At 63.3% G+C, this 24,284-nt stretch carries 21 protein-coding genes; 10 read left to right on the forward strand and 11 right to left on the reverse strand.

From position 1 onward, the window contains the following. Nucleotides 1–3 precede the first annotated feature (3 nt). Together fmt and def are read right to left on the reverse strand one after the other, a co-directional pair. Nucleotides 4–924 (reverse strand): methionyl-tRNA formyltransferase, encoded by a 921-nt coding sequence (gene fmt / locus NK214_RS00220; protein WP_107797870.1) that lies wholly within the window; start codon nt 922–924, stop codon nt 4–6. Nucleotides 925–961: 37 nt separating this feature from the next. Further along, entirely contained in the window at nt 962–1,465 is a 504-nt protein-coding gene (gene def / locus NK214_RS00225) for a peptide deformylase (RefSeq protein WP_107797869.1), read from the reverse strand. Nucleotides 1,466–1,614: 149 nt separating this feature from the next. Here def and NK214_RS00230 point away from each other — a divergent pair, with 149 nt between their 5' ends. The 4 genes from NK214_RS00230 to topA all read left to right on the forward strand — a co-directional run bounded on the left by NK214_RS00230 (nt 1,615) and on the right by topA (nt 6,784). Then, nucleotides 1,615–2,649: a LysM peptidoglycan-binding domain-containing protein gene (locus tag NK214_RS00230; RefSeq protein WP_235084894.1), complete on the forward strand. Its 1,035-nt coding sequence runs from the start codon at nt 1,615–1,617 to the stop codon at nt 2,647–2,649. Further along, entirely contained in the window at nt 2,646–3,725 is a 1,080-nt protein-coding gene (dprA, locus tag NK214_RS00235; protein WP_253313494.1) for a DNA-processing protein DprA, read from the forward strand. Before NK214_RS00230 ends, dprA begins: the two co-directional genes overlap by 4 nt. A gap of 34 nt (nt 3,726–3,759) precedes the next feature. Further along, complete coding sequence (locus NK214_RS00240) at nt 3,760–4,218, forward strand: DUF494 family protein (RefSeq protein WP_048413521.1); 459 nt, start codon at nt 3,760–3,762, stop codon at nt 4,216–4,218. Between the two features lie 265 nt (nt 4,219–4,483). Continuing rightward, a complete protein-coding gene (gene topA / locus NK214_RS00245; RefSeq protein ID WP_253313495.1) occupies nt 4,484–6,784 on the forward strand; it encodes a type I DNA topoisomerase in 2,301 nt (766 codons plus the stop codon). A gap of 68 nt (nt 6,785–6,852) precedes the next feature. Here topA and NK214_RS00250 read toward each other — a convergent pair whose 3' ends face one another. From NK214_RS00250 to NK214_RS00280, 7 genes are all read right to left on the reverse strand, one after another. Further along, nucleotides 6,853–8,139 carry a hypothetical protein gene (locus NK214_RS00250; protein ID WP_235084902.1) on the reverse strand — a complete coding sequence of 429 codons (1,287 nt, stop codon included), beginning with the start codon at nt 8,137–8,139 and terminating at the stop codon, nt 6,853–6,855. Between the two features lie 263 nt (nt 8,140–8,402). After that, complete coding sequence (locus NK214_RS00255) at nt 8,403–8,783, reverse strand: DUF1622 domain-containing protein (protein WP_235084904.1); 381 nt, start codon at nt 8,781–8,783, stop codon at nt 8,403–8,405. Nucleotides 8,784–8,827: 44 nt separating this feature from the next. Beyond that, on the reverse strand, nt 8,828–9,199 hold the full coding sequence (locus NK214_RS00260; RefSeq protein ID WP_253313496.1) for a diacylglycerol kinase: 372 nt from the start codon (nt 9,197–9,199) through the stop codon (nt 8,828–8,830). A 143-nt stretch (nt 9,200–9,342) separates the two neighbouring features. Next, complete coding sequence (gene gshB, locus NK214_RS00265) at nt 9,343–10,302, reverse strand: glutathione synthase (protein WP_107797863.1); 960 nt, start codon at nt 10,300–10,302, stop codon at nt 9,343–9,345. Nucleotides 10,303–10,304: 2 nt separating this feature from the next. Then, a complete protein-coding gene (locus NK214_RS00270) occupies nt 10,305–10,925 on the reverse strand; it encodes a hypothetical protein (RefSeq protein WP_253313497.1) in 621 nt (206 codons plus the stop codon). Then, nucleotides 10,922–12,211 (reverse strand): glutamate--cysteine ligase, encoded by a 1,290-nt coding sequence (gene gshA, locus NK214_RS00275; protein WP_107797861.1) that lies wholly within the window; start codon nt 12,209–12,211, stop codon nt 10,922–10,924. Before gshA ends, NK214_RS00270 begins: the two co-directional genes overlap by 4 nt. A gap of 130 nt (nt 12,212–12,341) precedes the next feature. Next, nucleotides 12,342–13,286, reverse strand: a complete 945-nt coding sequence (locus tag NK214_RS00280; protein WP_107797860.1) for a carbohydrate kinase family protein — start codon at nt 13,284–13,286, stop codon at nt 12,342–12,344. A 122-nt stretch (nt 13,287–13,408) separates the two neighbouring features. Here NK214_RS00280 and NK214_RS00285 point away from each other — a divergent pair, with 122 nt between their 5' ends. Continuing rightward, a complete protein-coding gene (locus NK214_RS00285; RefSeq protein ID WP_107801581.1) occupies nt 13,409–13,885 on the forward strand; it encodes a TlpA disulfide reductase family protein in 477 nt (158 codons plus the stop codon). A gap of 45 nt (nt 13,886–13,930) precedes the next feature. Here NK214_RS00285 and NK214_RS00290 read toward each other — a convergent pair whose 3' ends face one another. Next, nucleotides 13,931–14,455 (reverse strand): DUF2087 domain-containing protein, encoded by a 525-nt coding sequence (locus NK214_RS00290; protein ID WP_253313498.1) that lies wholly within the window; start codon nt 14,453–14,455, stop codon nt 13,931–13,933. A gap of 247 nt (nt 14,456–14,702) precedes the next feature. After that, a complete protein-coding gene (secA, locus tag NK214_RS00295) occupies nt 14,703–17,414 on the reverse strand; it encodes a preprotein translocase subunit SecA (RefSeq protein WP_107797858.1) in 2,712 nt (903 codons plus the stop codon). A gap of 436 nt (nt 17,415–17,850) precedes the next feature. Between secA and NK214_RS00300 the strand changes: the two genes are divergently transcribed. From NK214_RS00300 to NK214_RS00320, 5 genes are all read left to right on the forward strand, one after another. Further along, the gene (locus tag NK214_RS00300; protein ID WP_253313499.1) at nt 17,851–19,890 is read left to right on the forward strand and encodes an alkaline phosphatase; all 2,040 of its coding nucleotides are present in this window, start codon (nt 17,851–17,853) and stop codon (nt 19,888–19,890) included. A gap of 357 nt (nt 19,891–20,247) precedes the next feature. Then, nucleotides 20,248–21,987 carry an ABC transporter permease subunit gene (locus NK214_RS00305; protein WP_253313500.1) on the forward strand — a complete coding sequence of 580 codons (1,740 nt, stop codon included), beginning with the start codon at nt 20,248–20,250 and terminating at the stop codon, nt 21,985–21,987. A gap of 10 nt (nt 21,988–21,997) precedes the next feature. After that, on the forward strand, nt 21,998–23,311 hold the full coding sequence (locus tag NK214_RS00310; RefSeq protein WP_253313501.1) for an AAA-associated domain-containing protein: 1,314 nt from the start codon (nt 21,998–22,000) through the stop codon (nt 23,309–23,311). Between the two features lie 83 nt (nt 23,312–23,394). Beyond that, nucleotides 23,395–23,820, forward strand: a complete 426-nt coding sequence (locus NK214_RS00315) for a DUF721 domain-containing protein (protein ID WP_048413534.1) — start codon at nt 23,395–23,397, stop codon at nt 23,818–23,820. A 57-nt stretch (nt 23,821–23,877) separates the two neighbouring features. Beyond that, the gene (locus NK214_RS00320) at nt 23,878–24,282 is read left to right on the forward strand and encodes a hypothetical protein (RefSeq protein WP_107797854.1); all 405 of its coding nucleotides are present in this window, start codon (nt 23,878–23,880) and stop codon (nt 24,280–24,282) included. Nucleotides 24,283–24,284 lie beyond the last annotated feature (2 nt).

Raw genomic sequence — 24,284 nt, forward strand, 5'->3', positions numbered from 1 at the left:
CGCTCACACGCCCAGCCGCGTGCCCGCCAGCTGGCTTCTGCCGGCGACGAAGTCCCGCGCGGCCAGCCGCTTGCCGCCGGCCGCCTGCAGCACGCTCAAGCGCACCAGGCCGGAGCCGCAGCCCACCAGCACGCCGTCCGCGTCCGCAGCGACGATCACGCCCGGCTCGGCCTGGCCGGCCTCCGCGCCGGCCATCCACAGTTTCAGCGCTTCGCCGGCCAGCAAGGTATGCGCGCCGGGCGCCGGGTTGTAGGCGCGGATCGCCCGGGCCACTTCTTCCGCCGGCAGGCTCCAGTCCACCAAGGCCTCGGCCTTGCTCAGCTTCTGCGCGTAAGTGACGCCCGCTTCCGGCTGCTTGAGCGGGGCGATCCCGTCCAGTCCGGCCAGCGTGGAGACGATGGCGCGCGCGCCTTCCACGGCCAGCTTGTCGTGCAGCGTGGCGGCGGTTTCGTCGTCTGCGATGGCCACAGGATGGATGGACAGCATGTCGCCGGTGTCCAGGCCCACGTCCATCTGCATGATGGTGATGCCGGTTTCGGCGTCGCCGGCCAGGATGGCACGCTGTATCGGCGCCGCGCCGCGCCAGCGCGGCAGCAGCGAGGCGTGGATGTTCAGACAGCCGCGCGTCGGAATATCCAGCACCGCCTGCGGCAGGATCAGCCCGTAGGCGGCCACCACCATCAAGTCGGCGCCGATGTCGCGCAGCATCTGCTGCGCTTCGTCGTTGCGCAAGGACGCCGGCTGCTCCACACGCAGGCCGTGCTCCAGCGCGACCGCCTTGACCGGGCTGGGCTTCAATTTCATGCCGCGGCCGGCCGGACGGTCCGGCTGGGTCAGCACCAGGGCGATTTCATGGCCGGCGGCGATCAACTCGCGCAGCGCGGCGGCGGCAAACTCCGGCGTACCGGCAAAGATCAATTTCATTCAAACCATTCCGGACGGGGCGCCCACGGCGCCACGGTCACATATTCTGTTTTTCACGCTTTTTCAGCTTGGTCTTGATGCGGGTCTGCTTCATCTGCGACAGATATTCTACGAATACCTTGCCGTCCAGATGGTCGATCTCGTGCTGGATGCAGATCGCCAGCAGGCCGTCGGCCTCCAGTTCGAACGGCTTGCCGTTGCGATCCAGCGCGCGCACCTTGACGCGCTCGGCGCGAGTCACTTTGTCGTAAATGCCGGGCACGGACAGACAGCCTTCTTCATATTCCGTCTCGCCATCCTTGCTCAGGATTTCCGGGTTGATGAACACGCGGCGTTCGTTCCGTTCCTCGGAAATGTCCATCACCACCAGGCGGTGGTGGAAATCGACCTGAGTCGCGGCCAGGCCGATGCCTTTGGCCTCGTACATGGTCTCGAACATATTATCGATCTGGATCTGCAAGGCCTCGTCGAAGACCTCCACCGGCTTGGCCACGGTGTGCAGCCGTTCATCCGGGTAATGCAAAATATTCAACAATGCCATCGGATTTAATGACTCCCCGTCGTTTCATTCACTCATCAAGTTGTCGTATCGCGATCGGCACGCCGATAATAGACATGTTCGAAACGCGATTCCTTGTATGCGGGCCACCCCCGCAGGTGTCCGTCCACCTTCATATTGGGGCATTTCCCATGCGTAAAAGCATTATATCCTTCGCCTTGGCCCTCGGGCTCGCCGCGCCCGCCTTCGCCGCCGATCTCCAGTTGAAGGCTGACGCGCCCAGCCGCTACACCGTGAAGCGCGGCGACACGCTGTGGAGCATTTCCGGACGCTATCTGAGCAGCCCCTGGAAATGGCCGCGTCTGTGGCGGATGAACCAGGGCGAAATCAAGAATCCGCACTGGATCTACCCGGGCGACGTGCTGGCGCTGGACTATGTGGACGGCCAGCCGCGGCTGTCGCTGGCGCGAGGCGCGCAGCGCGAAGTCAAACTCTCGCCGCAGGCCCGCGTCGAGACGCTGGATCAGGCGGTGGCCAGCATTCCCGCTTCGGCGATCGAGCCCTTCCTCAAACGGCCGCTGGTGGTGGACATGGCGCAGTTCCTGCAATCGCCCAAGCTGATCGCCGGACCGGAAGAACACCTCACCGTCGCCACCGGGGACCGCGTCTACGCCACCGGCGTCAACGAGGCCGGCACCTGGCAGGCTTACCGGCTGGGCAAGCCGCTGCTGGACCCGGACACCAAGAAGGTGCTGGGCGTAGAAGCGACCTACAGCGGCGACCTGACCGCAGACAAGCCCCAAGGCGACGTTCAGACGCTGAAAGTCAGAAACGTCAGCGAGGAAATCCTGGTGGGCGACCATCTGATGCGCGCGCCGCAGCAAAACTTCAACAACTACGCCCCGCATCCGGCCGACGCCCATCTGAGCGGCAAGGTGGTCTCAGTCTACAACGGCGTGGACGGCGCGGCCCAATACTCCACTATTGTACTCAATCTGGGCCAGTCGCAGGGCGTCGAAAACGGTCATGTGTTCGGCCTGTTCAAAAAAGGCCGCCCGCTGGAAATCAAGGATGAGCAGGGTAAGCGCACGGTGACGCTGCCGGCGGAGCGCGCCGGCAACGCCTTCGTCTACCGTGTGTTCGACAAGGTGTCCTACGCGCTGGTTCTGGACAGCCGCGGCCCGATCTACGTGGGCGACGGCGTGGCCAGCCCCGAGCAAGAATGAAGGCTCCGCCGCATGACTGGCTGTTGCTGGCGCTGACCCCCGGCATCGGTCCAGCCGGCTTTTTACGGCTGATCGACGCCTTCGGCGGCGCCGACGCCGCCTTGAACGCCAACAGCCGCCAGACCGAACCCTTGATCGGCAAAGAAGCGGCCGAGGCCTTGCAGCGGCGCGAGGCCGCCGCCTCCGCCGAGGCGGCGCTGGAATGGGCGCAAACGCCGGGCTGCCAATTGCTGTCGCTGCTGGACGACGACTACCCGCCGCAGCTGGCCGAATCCAACTCGCCGCCGCCGCTGCTGTTCGCCCGCGGCCGGCGCGAGCTGCTGACCCAGCCCATGCTCGCCATCGTGGGCAGCCGCGTCGCCACGCCGCAGGGCAGGCAGAACGCGGAAAGCTTTTCCCGCGAACTGGCCGAACACGGCTATTGCATCGTCAGCGGCCTGGCCAGCGGCATCGACGCCGCCGCCCACCACGGCGCGCTCGGACAGCCGCCCGCCACCGTCGCCGTGGTCGGCACCGGCATAGACCGCGTCTACCCGGCCAGCAACCGCCAGCTGGCGCACCGCATCGCCGAGGAAGGCCTGATCCTGTCCGAGTTCGCGCTGGGCATGGGACCGCTGGCCGGCCATTTCCCGCGCCGCAACCGCATCATCGCCGGCCTCAGCCGCGGCTGTCTGGTGGCGGAGGCCAATATCGGCTCCGGCTCGCTGATCACCGCGCGGCTGGCGATGGAGAACAACCGCGAAGTGATGGCCATCCCCGGTTCCATCCACAATCCGCAGTCTCGCGGCTGTCACCGGCTGATCAAGGACGGCGCCAAACTGGTGGAAACCGTGGACGACGTGCTGGACGAAGTGGGCAGGCTGCAACGCAAACGCCCCAGCGCCAAGCCGGCGGCCCCCGCGGCGGAATCGCCGCTGCTTGAAGCCATGGGATTCGACCCCATCAGTATGGATGCGCTTTCGACCACGCTCGGGTTGACTGTGGGGGAGCTTTACGCGATGCTGCTCGAACTTGAGCTGGCCGGCCTGGTGGCCAGCCATCCCGGCGGGCTTTTTCAGCGCCTGAAACCGGGCTGAACCGCGCTAACCCGCACTTTAAGAAGATAGATTGATGTTTGACGTACTCGCCTTCCTGTTTGAACAATTCCGCGATCCGGACGCTTTCGGCGACCGCGGCGCGCTGATGCGCCAATTGGAGGCCGCCGGTTTCGAGGACGAGGAGATCAACGACGCGCTGGATTGGCTGGACGGCATCAGCGGTCTGGACGACAGCGGCTACGTCGGCGCCAACGAAGCCAGCGGCATGCGCGTTTACGCCGAAGACGAGCTGGAGCACCTGCCCGCCGACGTGCGCGGCCTGCTGCAGTTCCTGGAGGATCACGGCGCCTTGACGCCCGCGCAGCGCGAAATGGTCATCGACCGCCTGATGGAACTGCACGGCGACGACATCAACGTCGGCAGCGCCAAGCTGGTGGCCTTGATGGTGTTGTGGGCGCAACAGGCGGAACTGCCCATTCTGCTGGGCGAGGCGCTGTTGGATGCCGTGCATGGCGAACCCACCATGCAATGACTTGTCAGCCTCATGGAGCGGGCTTAACATGCCGCCCTTGGCTGCCGGTTCCGGCGGCCGATCCAAGAGCGCTCTTGCGCTCTTGTTTTATTTGACGAATATATTTTCTGTCGACGCGAAATTTTCAGGGTGAAGCCTTCATCCTCCTTGTCGACGGGAACGCAGCAGCCCACGCACGGGCCTGGCGCCCTTCTGCCGCGCGGCAGAAACGCCCGGTCCGGACGGATCGGCCGGCATGCCGGCGATTGCACATAGAAAAGATAATATGCCCACCAGTCTCTTGATCGTCGAATCGCCTTCCAAGGCGAAAACGCTGAAGAAATATCTAGGCCCTGACTTTGAAGTCCTGGCCTCCTACGGCCATGTGCGCGATCTGGTGCCCAAGAACGGCGCAGTGGACCCTGAAAAAGGGTTCGCGATGAAATACCAGCTGATCGCGCGCAACAGCAAACACGTCGACGCCATCGTCAAAGCGGTGGGCGACGCCGAACACATCTATCTGGCGACTGACCCGGACCGCGAAGGCGAGGCCATTTCCTGGCATCTGGTGCAGATCCTCAACGGCAAGAAGCTGCTGAAGAACAAGACCGCCCAGCGCGTGGTCTTCCACGAGATCACCAAGAACGCGGTGCTGGAAGCGATCCAGAACCCGCGCGAAATCGCGCAGAACCTGGTGGACGCACAGCAGACCCGCCGCGCGCTGGACTATCTGGTGGGCTTCAACCTGTCTCCGCTGCTGTGGAAGAAGATCCGCCGCGGCCTGTCCGCCGGCCGGGTTCAAAGCCCCGCGCTGCGGCTGATCTGCGAGCGCGAGAACGAAATCCGCGCCTTCGTCGAGCAGGAATACTGGTCTGTGCATCTGGACAGCCACAAGGGCCGCACCAAGTTCGGCGCCAAGCTGACCTCGATGGCCGGCAAGAAGCTGGAACAGTTCGACATCCCCAACGAGGCCGAGCAAGCCAGCATACTGGCGCGGCTGGAAGGCCACCCGGCGGTGGTCAGCAGCATCGAGAAGAAAAAGAAATCTCGCAGCCCCGCCGCCCCGTTCACCACCTCCACGCTGCAGCAGGAAGCCGTGCGCAAGCTGGGCATGACCACCGACCGCACCATGCGCACCGCGCAGCAGCTGTACGAGGGCATAGACATCGGCCAGGGCACCGTCGGTCTGATCACCTATATGCGTACCGACTCGGTGGCGCTGGCGGGCGAGGCGGTGGAGGAAATCCGCGGCTATATCGGCCTGAAATTCGACGGCGACTACCTGCCCAAGAACCCGGTGGCCTACAAGAACAAGTCCAAGAACGCCCAGGAAGCGCACGAGGCGATCCGCCCCACGTCCATCCTGCGCACCCCGGACATGGTCAAGCCCTTCCTGACCTCGGATCAGTTCAAGCTCTACGACATGGTCTGGAAGCGGACGCTGGCTTGCCAGATGGCGCCGGCCAAGTTCGACACCACCAGCATAGACATCGCCGTCGGCGAAGGCGTTTTCCGCGCCACCGGCCAGGTGCAGACCTTCGCCGGCTTCCTCGCCGTGTATGAAGAAGACGTGGACGACGCCGAGGACGAGGACAACGCCAAGCTGCCGCTGCTGGACGAGGGCGAGACCCTGCCGGTGGACAAGCTCTACGGCACCCAGCACTTCACCCAGCCGCCGCCGCGTTATTCGGAAGCCTCGCTGGTGAAGGCCCTGGAAGAATTCGGCATCGGCCGGCCGTCCACTTACGCCAGCATCATCTCCACGCTGAAAGACCGCGAATACGTGGTGCTGGACAAGAAGCGCTTCCTGCCCACCGACACCGGCGACATCGTCAACAAATTCCTGACCGAGCACTTCGCGCAATACGTGGACTACAACTTCACCGCCAAGCTGGAAAACCAGCTGGATGAAGTGGCCAACGGCCAGCGCGAATGGGTGCCGGTGATGGACAGCTTCTGGAAGAACTTCTCCAAGCAAATCGCGGAGAAGGAAAGCATCTCCCGCGCCGAGGTCACCACCGAGAGCCTGGACGAAGCCTGTCCAAAATGCAGCAAGCCCTTGTCCATCAAGTTCGGCAAGCGCGGCCGCTTCATCGCCTGCACCGGTTATCCGGACTGCGATTACACCCGCAATATGGGCGAAACCGCCGAACAAGCTGCGGAAGAGGCGGAAGCGCCGACGGTGATCGAAGGCCGCAGCTGCCCGGAGTGCGGCGGCGAGCTGCACATCAAGAAGGGCCGCTACGGCAAGTTTATCGGCTGCGCCAACTACCCGAAGTGCAAGCACATCGAGCCGCTGGAAAAGCCGCGCGAAACCGGCGTGGAATGCCCGGAATGCAAGGCCGGCCAGCTGATCGAGCGCAAGAGCCGCTACGGCAAGCTGTTCTACAGCTGCAACACCTATCCCAAGTGCAAGTACGCCACCTGGAACCCGCCGGTGGCCGAACCGTGCCCGAAGTGCAATTGGCCGATCCTGACCATCAAGACCACCAAGCGCCGCGGCACCGAGAAAGTCTGCCCGCAGAAGGAATGCGGCTATAGCGAGGTGATCGCGCCGCCGGAAGGCAAGGAAGCCGAGCCGGGCTAACACGGCCCGCGCTTGCGACAACAGCCCTGCACGGTTTTCCGTGCAGGGCTGTTGTTTATTGCGCGAGTCTAGTCTCCTGCGCCGACAAACGTGAAGTATCCCACCGGCAACTGCAGGCTCTGCAAGGTCGGCACCGCCTCCAAGGCCCCCAACATCGCCGCCGCCCGCAGATAATGGGGACTCGAATGCGGCACGCACCAATGCATGCAAATCTGCACCGCAGCGCTGCTGGGCAAAGGCTTGCCGTCCGGCCCCTCCAGCTGCACCTTGATGTGACCGGCGTAGTGCGGCGGCAGTTGAACCGCAATATTGAGCTCCTGGCTGCTTCTCAGTACTTTCACGCGCCGGGTGTCGAAAGCGGCGGCGGGGTCGTCGGAATACATCCGCAAGGTGGAGCCTTCCGGCACCCGGCGACACCTCATGCTGAAGCTGAACTGCTCAGGCGTGGAATCCTGGTTATGGAACGTCAGGGATTCCTCTCCCCCGCTCTTGGATACAGGTGTCACATTACGCCATGCCCCGGCGCCGTTATAAAGAATCCATTGCACGGAATTCCAGTTACCCTCGGAAAATTGCAAGGGATTATTTTCAGTGAAGAAGGGATAGGCAACGGTGGCTATCAGGCAAACATGCTGCTGAGATTTCAAATCCAGCATGAAGGCTTCAGAGACTGCGCGCTCGCCCACAGTCAGGAGCGCATTCTTGCCCTCCCGATTCAAAACCTTACCATCCTTGTTCTTGCCATTCACCGTATAGCACTGCATCCAAGAAGACGGCGGCTGGTTGAATCCCCCATTGACGTAGTACATTCTTACCTTGGCATCATTAATCTTGCCGAAAAACGACTTATTCTGACAGCGAGTATAAATATAGTTTTTCCCAACCTTGGGCACTTTCCAGAATTCAGAATTCCAATTATCAATCAACATTGCCGGCGACAACTCCACATCTTGGTTGCAAACAATATCTGGGGAGTCGGTATAAGCTCCGATAGTTGGAATCACACCATTATCGCCAAAGTTCTTACGGCACAAAACACCTCGCCACTGTTGCATCGCTTTATTTGCGTATTGCGTGGATGAAGTCAGGGGAATAGCCAAAGCCTGGGTCATATGCTGAGCAAGAATTAGCGGTTTCTCACGATCAGTTTCCCAATAGGTGTCACAGTAAACACCGCTGAAGACGTTTGCAATTTCCTGAAACCCCAAACTTGCAGGCAGTGCCTCATAGATATTCTCCATCGCCTGAATATCATTGATTCCAGTCAGGCGATAGTGGATCGCCGTCTGCCACAGCGTATCCATATCAACAATTTTGGCGGGAGAAACTATTGCCTCGTTTACTTTATCGTTCATGAGTTAAACTCCTATTCACACGGATTTAAGAGAAAACACTCACCCGATAACAGGCATGGCACGCGGGAAAAGTAGATTCACCACGCCAGCCAGCCGCGGCATCCTTGACCTCGCTCTTGTATGGCATAAGCATATACCTTACGCCACATATCACCAGCAAGAATTGACTGCGCTTAGATCAAACTGACCAAACGATCAGGAAAGGCATTAGGGAGAAGCAGAAGCGCCAGGCACGCAGCAGGCGCCACCAAACCGGGATTGACTCAGTGGATAGGGAGATCACTAGACTGACGCGCCGCCTCGGCTTCGCGAATTTCCCTGCCCAAAAAGTAATTGAGCGCGGTGCGCAGCACCGCGATGGCGCCCAACTTGCCGATCTGGTCCCAACTGGGCGCCACCGCTGTGGACAGGATGTCGGCCGCCAATTGCAACTCCAGCGCCAGCGCCAGGAAGCGGGCGAAGCTGAGCCGCACCTGGTTGTAATCGTCATGGTTGGCGCTGAGGCAGCGGCGAACATAGCGGACGCCCAGGGCCAGGATGCCGACGCCTATCACCAGCGCGCCCAGCGCTTCCACGCCCAACTTGAGCCAGAGCACGATGTTCAACACCCACTCCTCGACTCCGGATTCCACTGGCGACATCATCGGACGGCTCCCTCTTGGTTCAGGCAGCCGTCACCTTACCCGCTTCAGGCAAACAACACCAGGCACCACACCACGGTCAGATTGATCAGGCCCAGCAATTGAGCGGCGCTGCCCATGTCCTTGGCGCGCTTGGCCAGCGGATGCCGCTCCAGCGAGGTGTGGTCCACCGCAGCCTCGATCGCGGAGTTCAGCAATTCGATGATTAGCGTCGCCAGCGAGCTGGCCACCAGCAAGGCGCGCTCCAGCGGCTGGGCATGGATGACGAAGGCCAGCGGGATCAGCACCACCGCCAGCAGCACCAGCTGGCGGAAGGCGTCCTCATGCCGGAACGCCGCCTTGAGGCCGTCCAGCGAGTAGCCGAAGGCGTTGATCAGGCGGGTGATCCCGGTTTTGCCTTTGAACGGGCTTTCTTTCATTGCTAGATCCATGCGGTTGGGTCGTCGGAAACGGCATCGAATGGCGGCCGGCGCTCCAGCATGCCAGCTCAAGATGACGACAATAAAAATCAAAACGGCCGACGTTGCCGCCGGCCGTGTTTATAAAGTCGTCGCAAACCGTGTCAGTGCGGCTGGCAACGCCGCTCCAAGGCGTCGATGTACAGGCCGGCGACCTTGATCTCGGTCTGGTCCATGATTTCGCGGAAGCAGGTGGGACTGGTGACGTTAACCTCGGTCAGATAGTTGCCGATCACGTCCAGCCCGGCCAGCAGGATGCCGCGCTTTTTCAGCTCCGGTCCCACCGTCCTGGCGATTTCGCGATCGCGCTCGGTCAGCGGCCGCGCCTCGCCGCGACCGCCGGCGGCCAGATTGCCCCGGGTCTCCCCCGCCGCCGGAATGCGCGCCAGGCACCACTCCACCGGCTCGCCGTCTATCACCAGAATGCGCTTGTCGCCGTCGCGGATCTCCGGAATGTAGCGCTGCGCCATCACCGTGCGCTTGCCGCGCAGCGTGATGGTTTCAATGATCACAGACAGGTTGGCGTCGTCCGGGCGCAGCCGGAAAATGCTGTCGCCGCCCATGCTGTCCAGCGGCTTCAGGATCACGTCCTGATGCTGGTTGATAAAGGCGCGCAGGCGGTGCGCCTCGCCGGTGATCAGCGTGGGCGCGGTCAGCTCCGGGAACTGCAAAATGGCCAGCTTCTCGTTGAAATCGCGCAGCGCCTGGCCGCTGGTGAACACCTTGGCCCCCTGCGCCTCCGCCAGCGTAAACAGCTGAGAGGCGTACAGGTATTCCATGTCGAAGGGCGGATCCTTGCGCATCACGGTGGCGCTGAAGGACTGCAAGGGCTGGCGATGCACTTCGCCCAGCTTGAACCAGGCCGGATGCTCGCCCTCGTACTGGCCGGTCAGGCTCAGATCGCGCGCATCCACCAGCACGCGGCCGCCCTCCACCGACAATTGATGGGCCTGGGCGAAGCTCAGGGCATGGCCGCGCGCGGCGGCCTCCTGCATCATCGCGAAGGTGGTGTCCTTGTAAAGCTTGAAGTGATCCAGCGGATCGGCAATGAACAGGATGCGCATGATTATCGGTCCTCGCTTGGCTTGGCGGCGTCGCGCAGCATGCGTTCCATGCCGCTGCGCGCCGTTTGCATCATCTCGTCGGCCTGTGCGGCGACGGAAAGGAAAGTGGGCTCGTCGGCCCCATTATAGGAGCAGCCGAGGTAGCGCAGCGCTTCGCCCTGCTGCGGCGCGCCCAGCAGCGCCGCCAAGGGATTGGCGGACATCTCGTAGACGGACAGCATCGGCCCTTCCGCGCCGACGAAGCGGTAATACTGCTCCATCGCCCGGATCGGCGCGCGTTTGAGCCGCAGCCGGGACGCGGCTTCGGCCATTGTCCAAGCGGACGGCAGCGGCACCGACACGAACTCCTTGTGCAACGCCAGCCGCGTCGTCTCCGCGCCGAACACCCGGATCGGCCGTTTCAGATCATAGGCGTAAACGCCCAGCGTGCTGGCCTGCTCGTTCTTGCGTATCCAGTCCGGCCCCTTGTCGAACACCACGTCCAGCAAGGCCGGCTGCAAGGCCTGGTAGCGCTCGAACGACGCGCACTGCACCAGTTCCTCCAACGCCTGCGGCGTCAAGGCTTCGTCGGCGGCCGCCGAGGCCGTCGCCGCCAACAACGCCAGGCTCAGCCAGGCTTTCATTCGTCCGCGTCCGGATCGGTGGCTTCCAGCTCCAGCGAGGCGGCCAGCAGCGCCAGCCGCGAAATCACGCCGTAGGCGTAGAAACGGTTGGGCGCGCAGTCCGGCGTGCCCTGCTTGTCCGGCAGGCAGGCGGTTTCGAACGACAGCGGCACGAAGTGCATGCCCGGCGCGTTCAGGTTTTCATCGATGCCGCGGCCGGTGTGCACGCGGTAGAAACCGCCGGTCACGTAGCGGTCCATCATGTAGACCACCGGCTCGGCCACCGCATCCTCCACCGTTTCGAAGGTGTACACGCCCTCTTGCACGATGACCTCGGACACCTCCAGGCCTTCCTTGACCACCGACATCTTGTTGCGCGCCTTGCGGTTGAGACCCAGCACCTCGTCCGGGCTCTTCACGCTCATCACGCCCATGCCGTAGGTGCCGGCGTCCGCCTTGACGATGACGAAGGGATCGTTGTCTATGCCGTATTCGCGGTATTTGACGCGAATCTTGTCCAGCATCCGCGACACCTCGTCCGCCAATTGCTCCTCGCCGGTACGGGCGTGGAAATCCAGGCCGCTACAGCTGGCGAAATAGGGATTGATGGTCCAGGGATCGATGGAGATCAAACGCGCGAAGTCCTCGCACACCTTGTCGTAGGCGGCGAAGTGGTTGCTCTTGCGGCGCACCGCCCAGCCGGCGTGCAGCGGCGGCAGCAGATTCTGCTCCAGGCCTTTGAGCAGGTCGGGAATGCCGCCGGACAAATCGTTGTTGAGCAGGACCACGCAGGGGTTGAAGCCGTCCGCCAGCACCAGGCGGTTGCCGCGGCGTTCGATGGGCTCCAAGCGCACGATGTCGCCGTTGGCCGATTGCAGCTCGGTCGGCTCGGTGATTTCCGGGTTCAGCGAGCCCAGGCGCACCTTGAGGCCGGCCTGCTCGAAAATATGCACCAGCGCGGCGATGTTCTGCAGGTAGAAGGTGTTGCGGGTGTGGTTTTCCGGTATCAGCAGCACGCTGCGCGCTTCCGGACACACTTTTTCCACCGCGCTTTGCGCGGCGTGGACCGCCAGCGGCAGAAAGTCGCGGTTCAGGTTGTTGTGGCCGCCGGGAAACAGGTTCATGTCCACCGGCGCCAGCTTGAAACCGCTGTTGCGCAGGTCCACCGAGCCGTAGAACGGCGCCGCGTGGTTATGCCACTGACTGCGGAACCAGTGTTCGATCTGAGGCTGGGCAGTCAGGATGCGGCTTTCCAGTTCGTAAAGCGGGCCGGTCAGTGCGGTTGCCAGATGCGGAACGGGCGGCATGGAATCCCCTTGGGTTTTCGAATTGAATTCGCTAATGGTGGGGGTGGCGCGGGATGAATTCAAGACTTGTTGTGTTGGGACCGTCAGGACGCTTGCGCGTCCTTGTCGGTTTGGCCCGCGGGCCGCATCGTCACAACGGCCAGGGTTCGCCGTAAGCCTGCTGATACAAGTCCTTCAGCGAGTCCCAGTCGAAGAAGTGATTCTGGCAGCCCGGCGTGGTGACCTTGATCGCGCCGATCACATTGGCCAGACGGCCGGTGATCTTCCAGTCCAGGCCGCGGCTGATGCCGTAGAGCAGGCCGGCGCGGAAAGCGTCGCCGCAGCCCATCGGGTCCACCGGCTTGATCGGCATTTGCACGCGCGGGATCAGGTGCACGGTGTCGCCGACGTAAATCTCCGCGCCCTTGGAGCCGCGGGTGACGATCAGCGCCTCCACCTTTTTGCGCAAGTCCTCCACCGACAGGCCGGCACGTTCGCGCATCAGCTCGCTCTCGTAGTCGTTGATGGCCACATAGCTGGCCAGTTCGACGATCTCGTGGATCTCGTCGCGCGACAGTAGCGGCAGCTCCTGGCCCGGATCGAAGATGAAGGGAATGCCGGCCGCGGCCAATTCCTTGGAATGCTGCAGGAAGGCGCTGTAGCCGCCGGGCGACAGAATCGCCAGCTCGATCGGCCCCGGAATATCCGATATGTGGTTTTCGGTGGCAAAATCCATGGCGCCGGGATGGAAGGCCATCAATTGATTGCCATCCTTGTCGGCGATGCCGAAGCACTGCGAGGTATACTGCTTGCGGATCAAGCGAATGAAGCGGTCGTCCACGCCGGCGCGTTTCAGATGTTGGCGATACGGCTCGAAATCCTCACCCACCACGCCCATGACGATGGGGGTTTCGCCCAACAGACACAGGCTGTAGGCGATATTGCCGGCCATGCCGCCGAATTCGCGGCGCATGGTCGGGGCCAGGAAGGTCGTGGAAATTTTGTGCAGCTGATCCGGCAGGATCTGGCTGTCAAAACGGCCATGAAACGAGAACAGGGTATCGTATGCGAGGGCCCCGCAGACGAGGATAGACATGCCCACTCCGCAAAAAGGTCAATCGACCATTTTAACATGAAACATTTGTTTGGTTCACGTCGAGAACTTTGACCTTGTCGGATATCCAATACACTTCAAACACCTACCGGAAGCTCAACAAGATGCTGAAACGACTGCTCGCCCCCGCGCTGATCGCGCTGCTACCGCTCTCCGCCATGGCCGCGCCCACGCTGGAACAAACCCATTTCACCAAGCTGCAAGGCGGCGACGCCACCATCGCCGCCTATAAGGGCAAGGTCACGGTGCTGAATTTCTGGGCCACCTGGTGCGGGCCTTGCCGCGAGGAAATGCCTATGCTGAACCGCCTGCGCGCCAAGCTGGCGCCCAAGGGCGTGGAAGTGGTGGGCGTGGCGCTGGACAATAAGGAAGAAGTCAGCGCCTTCGTCGGCCAGCTGAAGATAAGCTATCCCATCCTGCTGGGCGACAGCGACACGCTGAACCTGATGCGCAGCCTAGGCAACGCCACCGGCGGCCTGCCTTACACCCTGATCCTGGACCGCAAGGGCAAGATCGCCGCCAAGCTCACCGGCCTCTTGGACGAGAAAAAACTGGAAGCGGCGATCAAAGCCCAGTTGTAAACCGCTCGGCGACGGCCATTGACGCCGGCCGCCGCCCAAGCCTCCTCAGCGGCCGGCTCTACGCCGGCTCACTTCCGCCGCCAAGGCCTCGGCCTCCGCCGGCAAGGCCTGCGCCACATGCCAATAACGCCGGCAATCCGGCGTCCGCCCCAACAAACCCTGCTCCACCAGCTCGCGCCGCAGCAACACATGGTCGCCAAAGGCTTCTTCGGCGCGGATCAAGGCGTTCGCCTCCGGCTCGGACCACTGCTCCCCGCCCGGCAGGCTGGCCCACAAGACCCACAGGCAGACGCGCTGTTCGCTGAATTTCTTAGGCCAGCGCGTCAAGCGCCCCTCGGCGTCGTAATGACGCAACAGCCGCGTCGTCGCCGCGGACAGGCCGACCGGCGGCGCCGGACGTTCGCATTCCGCCCGCCAGTGCTGGAAGTTCTGGAAGCCGGCGGAACGCGCCAGCATATTGAGGATGTGCACATGGCTGGGCGGGGCGCTTTCCTGCGCCCATTGCTGTTTGAGCGAACGCGCCAGCGCGGAGATGTCGCTGCAATAAAAGGGATAAAGCGTACGAGACATGGTTCGAATCCTGTCGTCGTGCCAAGGTCGGGAGGGACTGCCGCGGTCGCCGTTACGGCCTGGCACGGGTTCGAGCCAAGCGGGATGAATCTAGCCAAGACAGGTTTAGCGTGGTGAGGGCACCGGCGACGCCTGGGTGAACTGTTGACCCGCGACGATGCTAACACCGCGCCGTCCGCTTGCAAAGCGCGCGGGCATGAAAAAAGCCGACGCTCGCGCGTCGGCTTTTGGCCCTGCGGCTACCGGATCACTCCAGGCGGCCGTGGCACTGCTTGTACTTCTTGCCGCTGCCGCATGGGCAGGCGTCGTTGCGGCCGATGCGCAGGCCCTGCGCCGCCAGCGCGTCCGGGGACAGCGGATTGTCCTCGTCCTCGCCCAGCGCCGAACCCGGCGCGGCGTGCTGCATTTCGTACTCGCCCACCTGATGCGGCTCCACTGCGTCCACGTCTTCCTGGCTGCGGATCTGCACCGTCATCAGCACATTGACCACGCTGCGCTTGATGCGCTCCAGCATGTCGGCGAACAGCTCGAAGGCTTCGCGCTTGTATTCCTGCTTAGGGTTCTTCTGCGCGTAACCGCGCAGGTGGATGCCCTGGCGCAGGTGATCCATCGCCGCCAGATGTTCGCGCCAGTGATTGTCCAGCATCTGCAGCACCAGGCTGCGCTCGAACTGGCGCATCACGCCGTCGCCGGCCAGCTCCACCTTGGCCTGATAGGTCTCGGCGGCTTGCTCGATGATGCGTTCGCGGATGCTTTCGATGTCCAGCGCCGGCTCGGCCTTCAGCCATTCACTGACCTTGATCGGCAGCAGGAATTCGGCTTCCAGCGTTTTCTCCAGGCCCGGCAGATCCCACTGTTCTTCCATGGATTCCGGCGGCAGGTGCAGGTCCACCAGGTCGGACAACACGCCTTCGCGCATATTGACCACCACGTCGGACACATCGCTTTCCACCAGGATTTCATTGCGTTGCTGGTAGATCACCTTGCGCTGGTCGTTGGCGACGTCGTCGTATTCCAGCAATTGCTTGCGGATGTCGAAGTTGCGGCCTTCCACCTTGCGCTGGGCGTTCTCGATGGAGCGGGACACCCACGGGTGCTCGATCGCCTCGCCTTCCGGCATTTTCAGGCGGTCCATGATCGCGGCGACGCGGTCGGAAGCGAAGATGCGCAGCAGCGGATCTTCCAGGCACAGGTAGAAACGGGAGGAGCCCGGGTCGCCCTGACGGCCGGAACGGCCGCGCAGCTGGTTGTCGATACGGCGCGATTCATGGCGCTCGGTGCCCACGATGTGCAGGCCGCCGGCGGCCAGCACCTGATCGTGCACCACTTGCCAATCGGCGCGGATCTTCTCGATGCGCGCGCGCTTCTCCTCGGTGGACAAGCTGTCGTCGGATTCGACGCCCTTGATCTCCGGCTCCGGATTGCCGCCCAGCACGATGTCGGTGCCGCGGCCGGCCATATTGGTGGCCACGGTGATCACGCCGGGGCTGCCGGCCTGCACCACGATGTCGGCTTCGCGCGCGTGTTCCTTGGCGTTCAGCACATTGTGCGGCAGCTTGGCCTTTTGCAGCAGATTGGCGATCAGTTCGGAGTTTTCAATGCTGGTGGTGCCCACCAGCACCGGCTGGCCGCGCTCGTGGCAGTCCTTGATGTCGGCCAGGATGGCGTCGTACTTCTCCTTGGCGGAGCGGTAGACCTTGTCCTGCGCGTCCTTGCGGACCATGGGCCGGTTGGTCGGGATCACCACGGTTTCCAGGCCGTAAATGCTCTGGAATTCGTAAGCTTCGGTGTCGGCGGTGCCGGTCATGCCGGCCAGCTTGCCGTACAGACGGAAGTAGTTCTGGAAGGTGATCGAGGCCAGCGTCTGGTTCTCGCGGTTGATCTCCACGCCTTCCTTGGCTTCCACCGCCTGGTGCAGGCCTTCGGACCAGCGGCGGCCGGACATCAGGCGGCCGGTGAATTCGTCCACGATCACCACTTCGCCGTCCTGCACCACATAGTGCTGGTCCTTGTGGAACAGCGAGTGGGCGCGCAGAGCGGCCATCAGATGGTGCATCAGCGTGATGTTGGTGGCGGAATACAGGCTGTCGCCTTCCTTCAGCAGGCCCAGACGGGTCAGGATTTCTTCGCTGTGCTCGTGGCCCGCTTCGGACATCATCACCGAGTTGGCTTTCTCGTCCACCCAGTAATCGCCCTCGCCCTCTTCGGTTTCCTGGCGCTTCAGCATCGGCGGCACCGCGTTCATGCGCTGGTACATGTCGATATTATCGTCGGCCGGGCCGGAGATGATCAGCGGAGTGCGCGCTTCGTCGATCAGGATGGAGTCCACCTCGTCGATCACCGCGTAGGCCAGCTTACGCTGCACCTTCTCTTCCACGCTGAACACCATATTGTCGCGCAGATAGTCGAAGCCAAATTCGTTGTTGGTGCCGTAAGTAATGTCGCAGGCGTAGGCGCTCTGCTTCTCGTCGTGCGGCATCTGGGACAGGTTGACGCCCACGGAAAGGCCGAGGAAGTTATACAGCTTGGCCATGATGCCGGCGTCGCGGCTGGCCAGGTAGTCGTTGACGGTGACGACGTGCACGCCGTCGCCGGTCAGCGCGTTCAGATAGGACGGCAGCGTGGCCACCAGGGTCTTGCCCTCGCCGGTGCGCATCTCGGCGATCTTGCCGTAGTGCAACACCATGCCGCCGATCAGCTGCACGTCGAAATGGCGCATGCCCAGTACCCGGCGCGAGGCTTCGCGGCACACCGCGAAGGCTTCCGGCAACAGGCCGTCCACCGTCTCGCCCTTGGCCAGACGTTGCTTGAACTCATCGGTTTTGGCCGCCAAAGCCTCGTCGGACAACGCTTTCAAGCCCTCTTCCAGAGCATTGATGCGCACCACCGTCTGGTGGAATTGCTTCAGAAGCCGGTCATTGCGGCTGCCGAATACTTTTTTAAGCAAAGAAGAAATCATGTAATCGAATCCAGAGACCAGCGGGCTGTTTAGGTAAGGTGTCCGCAAAAATGCCTGAAAGTGTAGCACATTAGCAGTCTTATTTTATGGGGGCGCGCTTGCGCTGTATCAAGGGGGCAGGCGCTGCGCGCGGCCTTTATTTTCCTCCGCGCCCGGCCGCCGCCGGATGCGCGCGCGAAAACCGCCCGCCGCGGCGCGGCCGCGTCCCAAAGCGCGCGGCCCCGGCGCGGCGCTGGCGGGCGGAAGCGGATCAAACTCAAACAAGTGTTGGTTTTAACCCACGTTTTCCGGGCAAATTCGAGCAAACACTCAATTAAATTGACACCCGCTGTCATGCCACTTTAATAATCCCCTCAAACAATAGCGCCTTTCCGACAAGGGCCGCCCACGGCCCGATTCAGACACAAGCACGCAGGACAATAGAGGGGAGACATCGATGGATCGCAGGCAGTTTCTGAAGTGGAGCGGCTTCTTGACCGCCTCCGTCGCCGCCGGCGGCTTGAGCGCATGCGGCGGCGGGGGCGCGGGCAGCCTGCCCGGGGGTTCCGGCGCCGCGATCGGCGTCAACGGCAGCGGCTTTAGCCAGGGCGTGGCCTCCGGCGACCCCAAGCCGGACAGCATCGTGTTGTGGACCCGTGTCGACGGCGGCGACGGCGGCCAGAACGTCAAAGTCACGCTGCAATTGTCCGACCGCGCGGACTTCTCCACCCTGCTGGTGAACGTGGCGCTCAGCGCCCAGCCTGACTGGGACTACACCATACGCCACAAGGTCACCGGCCTTGGCAGCGCCGCCACCTACTACTACCGCTTCCTCACCGGCCCGGCGGTCAGCATGACCGGCCGCACCAAGACCGCGCCGGCCGCCGGCGCGCCGCTGTCCCAGCTCAAGTTCGCCTTCATTTCCTGTCAGGACTGGAGCGTCAACCACTGGGGCGCTTTCGAGGAATTGGCCAATCAGGATCTGGACTTCATCGTCCACCTGGGCGACTACATCTACGAAACCGTCGGCGCCGGCTTCCAGAGCGGCGGCAACGAAACCCGCCACCCGGCGCTGAGCCTGCCCAACGGCACCCTGCGCGCCGACGGCGCCCGCTACGCCACCACGCTGGCGGACTATCGCGCGCTGTACAAGTCCTACCGCAACGACGCCCGCCTGCAGAAACTGCACGCCAGCTTCCCGATGATTGCGATCTGGGACGACCACGAGTTTTCCGACGACTGCTGGCAGGACCGCCAGGAATACACCGCCACCGACGACAGCTCGCCGCAAACCGCACGCCGCCGCAGCGCCAGCCAGGCCTGGTTCGAAAACATGCCGGCCGACGTACGGCTGGACTTGAACAACCCCTCGTTCCAGAACATCCAGATCTACCGCAGCTTCACCTTCGGCGACCTGGCCACCCTGGTGATGACCGACGAGCGCCTGTACCGCAGCGACCACATCATCCCGGAGACCCAGGCCGGCGGCGAAATCGGCAGCCGCTACTTCGTGCAGAAAAACACCCTGGCCCAGGTGGAGGCCGCCAAGATGGCCTCCACCGGCGGCAATCTGCTCAATGTCTCCATCCTGGGCGAGACGCAGCGCGCCTGGTGGCAGACTCAGATGAAGTCCGCCGCCACCACCTGGAAGCTGTGGGGCAATGAAGTCTCGCTGCTGCGCATGGGCTTTGACGGCACCGTCGCGGTGGCCTCGCTGCTGACCCAGGGCCTGGCGCCGCAGCTGGCCGGCATGGGCCTGACTCTGACCCAGCCGCAGATCGCCCAGCTGCAAGGCGCGCTCTATCTGGACCTGGCCGCCGCCAACACCAGCGGCTCCACGCCCGTGGTCAGCTACACCAATACCCAGCCGCTGTTGAACACCCTCAGCGGCGGCGCGATCTCCGCCGGCGTGTTCAACGCCGCCATCAAGCCCGGCCTGGACGCCAGCCTGCCACCGTCGATGTTCTTCGATAAATTCATCCTCAACGCCGATCAATGGGACGGCTACAACGCCGAACGCAAAGCGCTGATGGCCTATCTGAAAGCCCAGGGCATCGCCAATGTGGTGGCGCTCACCGGCGACATCCACGCCTTCTTCGCCGGCCCGGTGATGGACGACTACGACGCCGCCAGCCCCGCACCGGTGATGGTGGACCTGGTCACCGCCGGCGTGTCCAGCAACTCGCTGTTCAGCTATTTCAAAAACGTGGTGGACACCGTGCCGGCCTTCTCCAAGGCCAAACCGCTGATCTACACCACGGTCAGCGGCCAGGTGGTCAACACCTTCACCAACACCCTGCAAAGCTTCAACAGCTGGCTCAAATACGTGGACAGCGACGCCCAGGGTTACGCCTTGGTCACGCTGACGCCGGCCAAACTCAGCTGCGCCTTCCACAAGGTGGGCGCGCTGAACGGCGGCGCGGCGCCCAGCCCGGCCACCGCCAGCGTCAAAACCGTGGAAGTGGCGGCCGGCAGCCCCGCCGTCAACGTCTTGTAAGCATTGGCGCCGCCGCCCGCTCGGAACGCCGGGAGCGGGTGGCGAAACGCCACTCAGTTTCAAACAGTACAATCCGTCACAAAAGCCCAACAAATCTGCGGCGCCGGTAACATTCCCGTCCACGCAACTCTGCTAGTATCCAGCGCCTACGCCACGCGCATTTTCCCGCCACAAACCAGCCTCCGCGACAGCCCGCCGTCCCTGATGCTGGCCTATGCTGTGAAGGCAGGCGGGCCGATCCCGGCCGCGCGTCGCGCCGCAACCCCAGATCGTCGGGCCGGCTTTCCGCCGCAACTCCGCCCGGACAAAACAGACTACACACCGCCGGCGTCGGCGGCGATAAACCGGAGAGGCCCGATGACAGCCGTTGTCCGCCATTTCATGCCCGCCACGGCCAAGCGGCTGATTCCCAACCGCTGGGACCTGATCGCGTTTCCGCTCCTGCTCGGCTTCCTGCTGATGGCCACCACCGGCATCCGCGAAACCTGGGCGCCGCTGACCGCGCTGCAAACCGTTCCCATCACGCTGGACCCGGCCAATCTGCCGGAATACGCATTGCGCACCACGCTGCGCATGCTGGCCGCGATGGCCGCCGCACTGGTCTTCACCCTGATTTACGGCACGCTGGCGGCCAAGAGCCGCCGCGCCGGCCTGCTGCTGGTGCCCATGCTGGACATCCTGCAATCGGTGCCGGTGCTGGGCTACATCTCCTTCACCGTCACCTTCTTCCTGGCTCTCTTCCCCGGCCGGGTGCTGGGCGCGGAGTTCGCCGCCATCTTCGCCATCTTCACCAGCCAGGCCTGGAACATGACCTTCAGCTTCTACCAATCGCTGCGCACCGTGCCGCGCGATCTGGAGGAAGTCTCCGTCAATCTGCGGCTGACGCCGTGGCAGAAGTTCTGGAAGCTGGAAGTGCCGTTCTCCATGCCCGGCATGATCTGGAACATGATGATGAGCATGTCCGGCGGCTGGTTCTTCGTGGTGGCCTCGGAAGCCATCACCGTCGGCGACAAGACCGTCACCCTGCCCGGCGTCGGCTCCTATCTGGCCATGGCCATCCAGCACAAGGATCTGGCCGCGGTGGGCTGGGTGATCCTGACCATGACCGTGGTCATCGTCGTCTACGACCAGTTCCTGTTCCGCCCCATGGTGGCTTGGGCCGACAAATTCCGCCTGGAAGACACCTCCAGCCAATCCGCACCGGAGTCCTGGGTGCTCAAGCTGATCCAGCGCACCCGCGCCATCCAGCTGCTGCTCAAACCCTTTGGCAAACTGCTGCGCAAAACCGCCCGGCTGCGCCTCAACTACAGCCTGCCGCAAGGCCTGCATTCGGAGGCGCAAACGCCGGTGTCGCGCGGCATCGACGTGGTCTGGTGGCTGCTGGTGGCGGCGCTGGGCCTGCTGGCCAGCTGGAAGCTGCTGACCTTCATCCATACCGAAGTGGGCCCGGCCGAAGTGCTGCGCGTGCTGGGCCTGGGCCTGATCACCCTGCTGCGGGTCACCTTGCTGATCCTGCTGGCCTCGCTGATCTGGGTGCCGCTGGGCGTGCACATCGGCCTGCGCCCGGCGCTGGCGGAAAAAATCCAGCCGCTGGCCCAGTTCCTCGCCGCCTTCCCGGCCAATCTGCTGTTCCCGGTGTTCGTGGTCTTCATCGTCCACTTCAAGCTCAATCCGGACATCTGGCTGTCGCCGCTGATCGTGCTGGGCACCCAGTGGTATATCCTGTTCAACGTGGTGGCCGGCGCCAGCGCCTTCCCCAACGATTTTCGCGAAGCCGCGGCCAATTTCCGCATCCGCGGCTGGCAATGGTGGCGGCAAGTGATGCTGCCCGGCATCTTCCCCTACTACGTCACCGGTGCGATAACGGCGTCGGGCGGAGCCTGGAACGCCAGCATCGTGTCCGAATACGTGTCCTGGGGCGACGACAAACTGGCCGCCCACGGCCTGGGCGCCTATATCGCCCAGACCACCGCCGCCGGCGACTACCCCAAGATCCTGCTCGGCATCGCCGTGATGTCCATCTTCGTCGTTCTGTTCAACCGCCTGCTGTGGCGTCCGCTGTACGCCATCGCCGAAAACAAACTCCGTCTCAGCTAAGGGGGCAACCATGACACTAGACACCACCACCCCGGGACGGGAAATCTTCCAGCTGAAAAATGTCTGCCGCGGCTTCAACAAGGGCAATGACGAAATCCAGGTGCTGGACGACGTCAACCTGACGCTGCGCGAAGGCGAGATCGTCGGCCTGCTGGGCCGTTCCGGCTCCGGCAAATCCACCTTGCTGCGCATCATCGCCGGCCTGATCAAGCCCAGCAGCGGCGACGTCCGCTACCACGACAAGCCCTTGACCGGCCCAGCCGAAGGCGTGGCCATGGTGTTCCAGACCTTCGCGCTCTTCCCCTGGCTGACCGTGCTGCAAAACGTGGAGGCCGGCCTGGAAGCGCTGGGCGTGGAAGCCAAGGAACGCCGCCGCCGCGCGCTGGCCGCCATCGACCTGATCGGCCTGGACGGCTTTGAAAACGCCTACCCGCGCGAGCTGTCCGGCGGCATGCGCCAGCGCGTCGGCTTCGCCCGCGGCCTGGTGGTCAACCCCACCCTGCTCTTGATGGACGAGCCCTTCTCCGCGCTGGACGTGCTCACCGCCGAAACGCTGCGCACCGATATGCTGGATCTGTGGAGCGAAGGCCAGTTGCCCATCCAGTCCGTGCTCATCGTCACCCACAATATCGAAGAAGCCGTGTTCATGTGCGACCGCATCCTGGTGCTGTCGTCCAATCCCGGCCGCGTGGTGGCGGAAATCAAAGTGCCCTTCCCGCACCGCCGCAATCGGCTGGACCCGGCCTTCCGCAAAATGGTGGACGACATCTACGCGCTGATGACCGCGCGCCGCAGCGCCCACACCCTGCACAAGCTGCCGCTGGAAATCGGCAGCCAGTTGAGCGAGGTCTCCACCAACCTGATGGCCGGCCTGATCGAGGAAGTGGCGCAAGCGCCGTATCACGGCAAGGCGGACATGCCGGAAATCGCGGAAAAGCTGCGGCTGGAAGTGGATGAGTTGTTCCCGGTGGCGGAAATCCTGGAACACCTGGGCTTCGCCGAACTGAAGGACGGCGACATCCTGCTCACCGCCGCCGGCAAGCTGTTCGCCGACTACGGCACCCAGGAACGCAAAGTGCAGTTCGCCGAACACCTGCTGCGCCACGTTCCCATGGCCGCCCACATCCGCAAAGTGCTGCAGGAACGTCCGGGCCAGCGCGCGCCGCGGCTGCGCTTCGCCCAGGAGCTGGAAGACTCGCTGTCCGACGAAACCGCCGAAGAGACGCTGGACACCGTGATCAGCTGGGGGCGCTACGCGGAAATCTTCTCCTACAACGACCACAGCGAAACCTTCAGTCTGGAGGATGTGGAAGGCGGACAGTAAGACTTGGGGGCGCCGCCGGCCCAAGGCTCCCCAAGCGCCCCCCTCAGCGGCTACAATGGACTGTTTTCACTAGACTGCCCGCCATGTTCGGACGCCAATTCAACGACATCGCCAGCAAAGACAGCACCCTGACCCGGCTCACCGCCGAGGCCAAAGAGCTGATGAAGCTGGACCGCGCCTTTCAGAAACTGCTGCCGCCGCTCTTGGTCGGCAGCTGCCGCGCCGTGCGCATCCGCGACGACGAGCTGGTGATTTACACCGACACCGGCATCATCGCCGCCCGCTTGCGCATGCTGGCCCCCGGCCTGTTGCCGCAATTGGCCAAGCAAGGTTTTATCGCCGGCAAGACCCGGGTCAAGGTGGATGTCCGCCTGGCGCGCAAGCCGCGTGAAAAAAAGCTGAAAATCAGCCAGAACGCGTTGGACGGCATGGAAGAAGCCGCCGCCAGCGTCAGCAATCCACTGGTCAGCGCCGCGCTGGCCAAGCTGATCGCCCACCACCGCAAGTAAAGACCGGGACCGCCGCCCAGCTTGCCGCCGCCGGCCAAACCGGCTTAAAGTCGCGGCATGAAACAACACATCATCATATTGATCGCCGGTCTCGCCGCCGGCTTCGCCCAAGCCGCGCCGACGGAACAGCCGACGCCCGCCGAGGCGGAAGCCGCTTTCAAGGCCCAGGCGCTCGCCTCATTCGATTCCAAGCCGGAATCCACCCACACCCTGCTGATGCGCTCCATGGTGGAGTCCACGCTCAAAGACCTGCGCGTCACCGCGGTGAACGACTGCCAGAACGACGAGGAAAACGCCACGCTGGACTGCGAAGTCAGCTATCAGGCCCGCAAGCTCACCGGCAAGCCGGTGGAGCGCGAACAACGGATGCGCTTCAGCCGCCAGGACGGCCAATGGCGCATCGTGCCGCCGCCCAAGGACGCGGACGACGAAGAAAGCGGCGCCGCCTCCGCCCCGCAATAGGC

This window comes from Chromobacterium sp. S0633 (genome assembly GCF_024158805.1).
Lineage (GTDB): Bacteria > Pseudomonadota > Gammaproteobacteria > Burkholderiales > Chromobacteriaceae > Chromobacterium.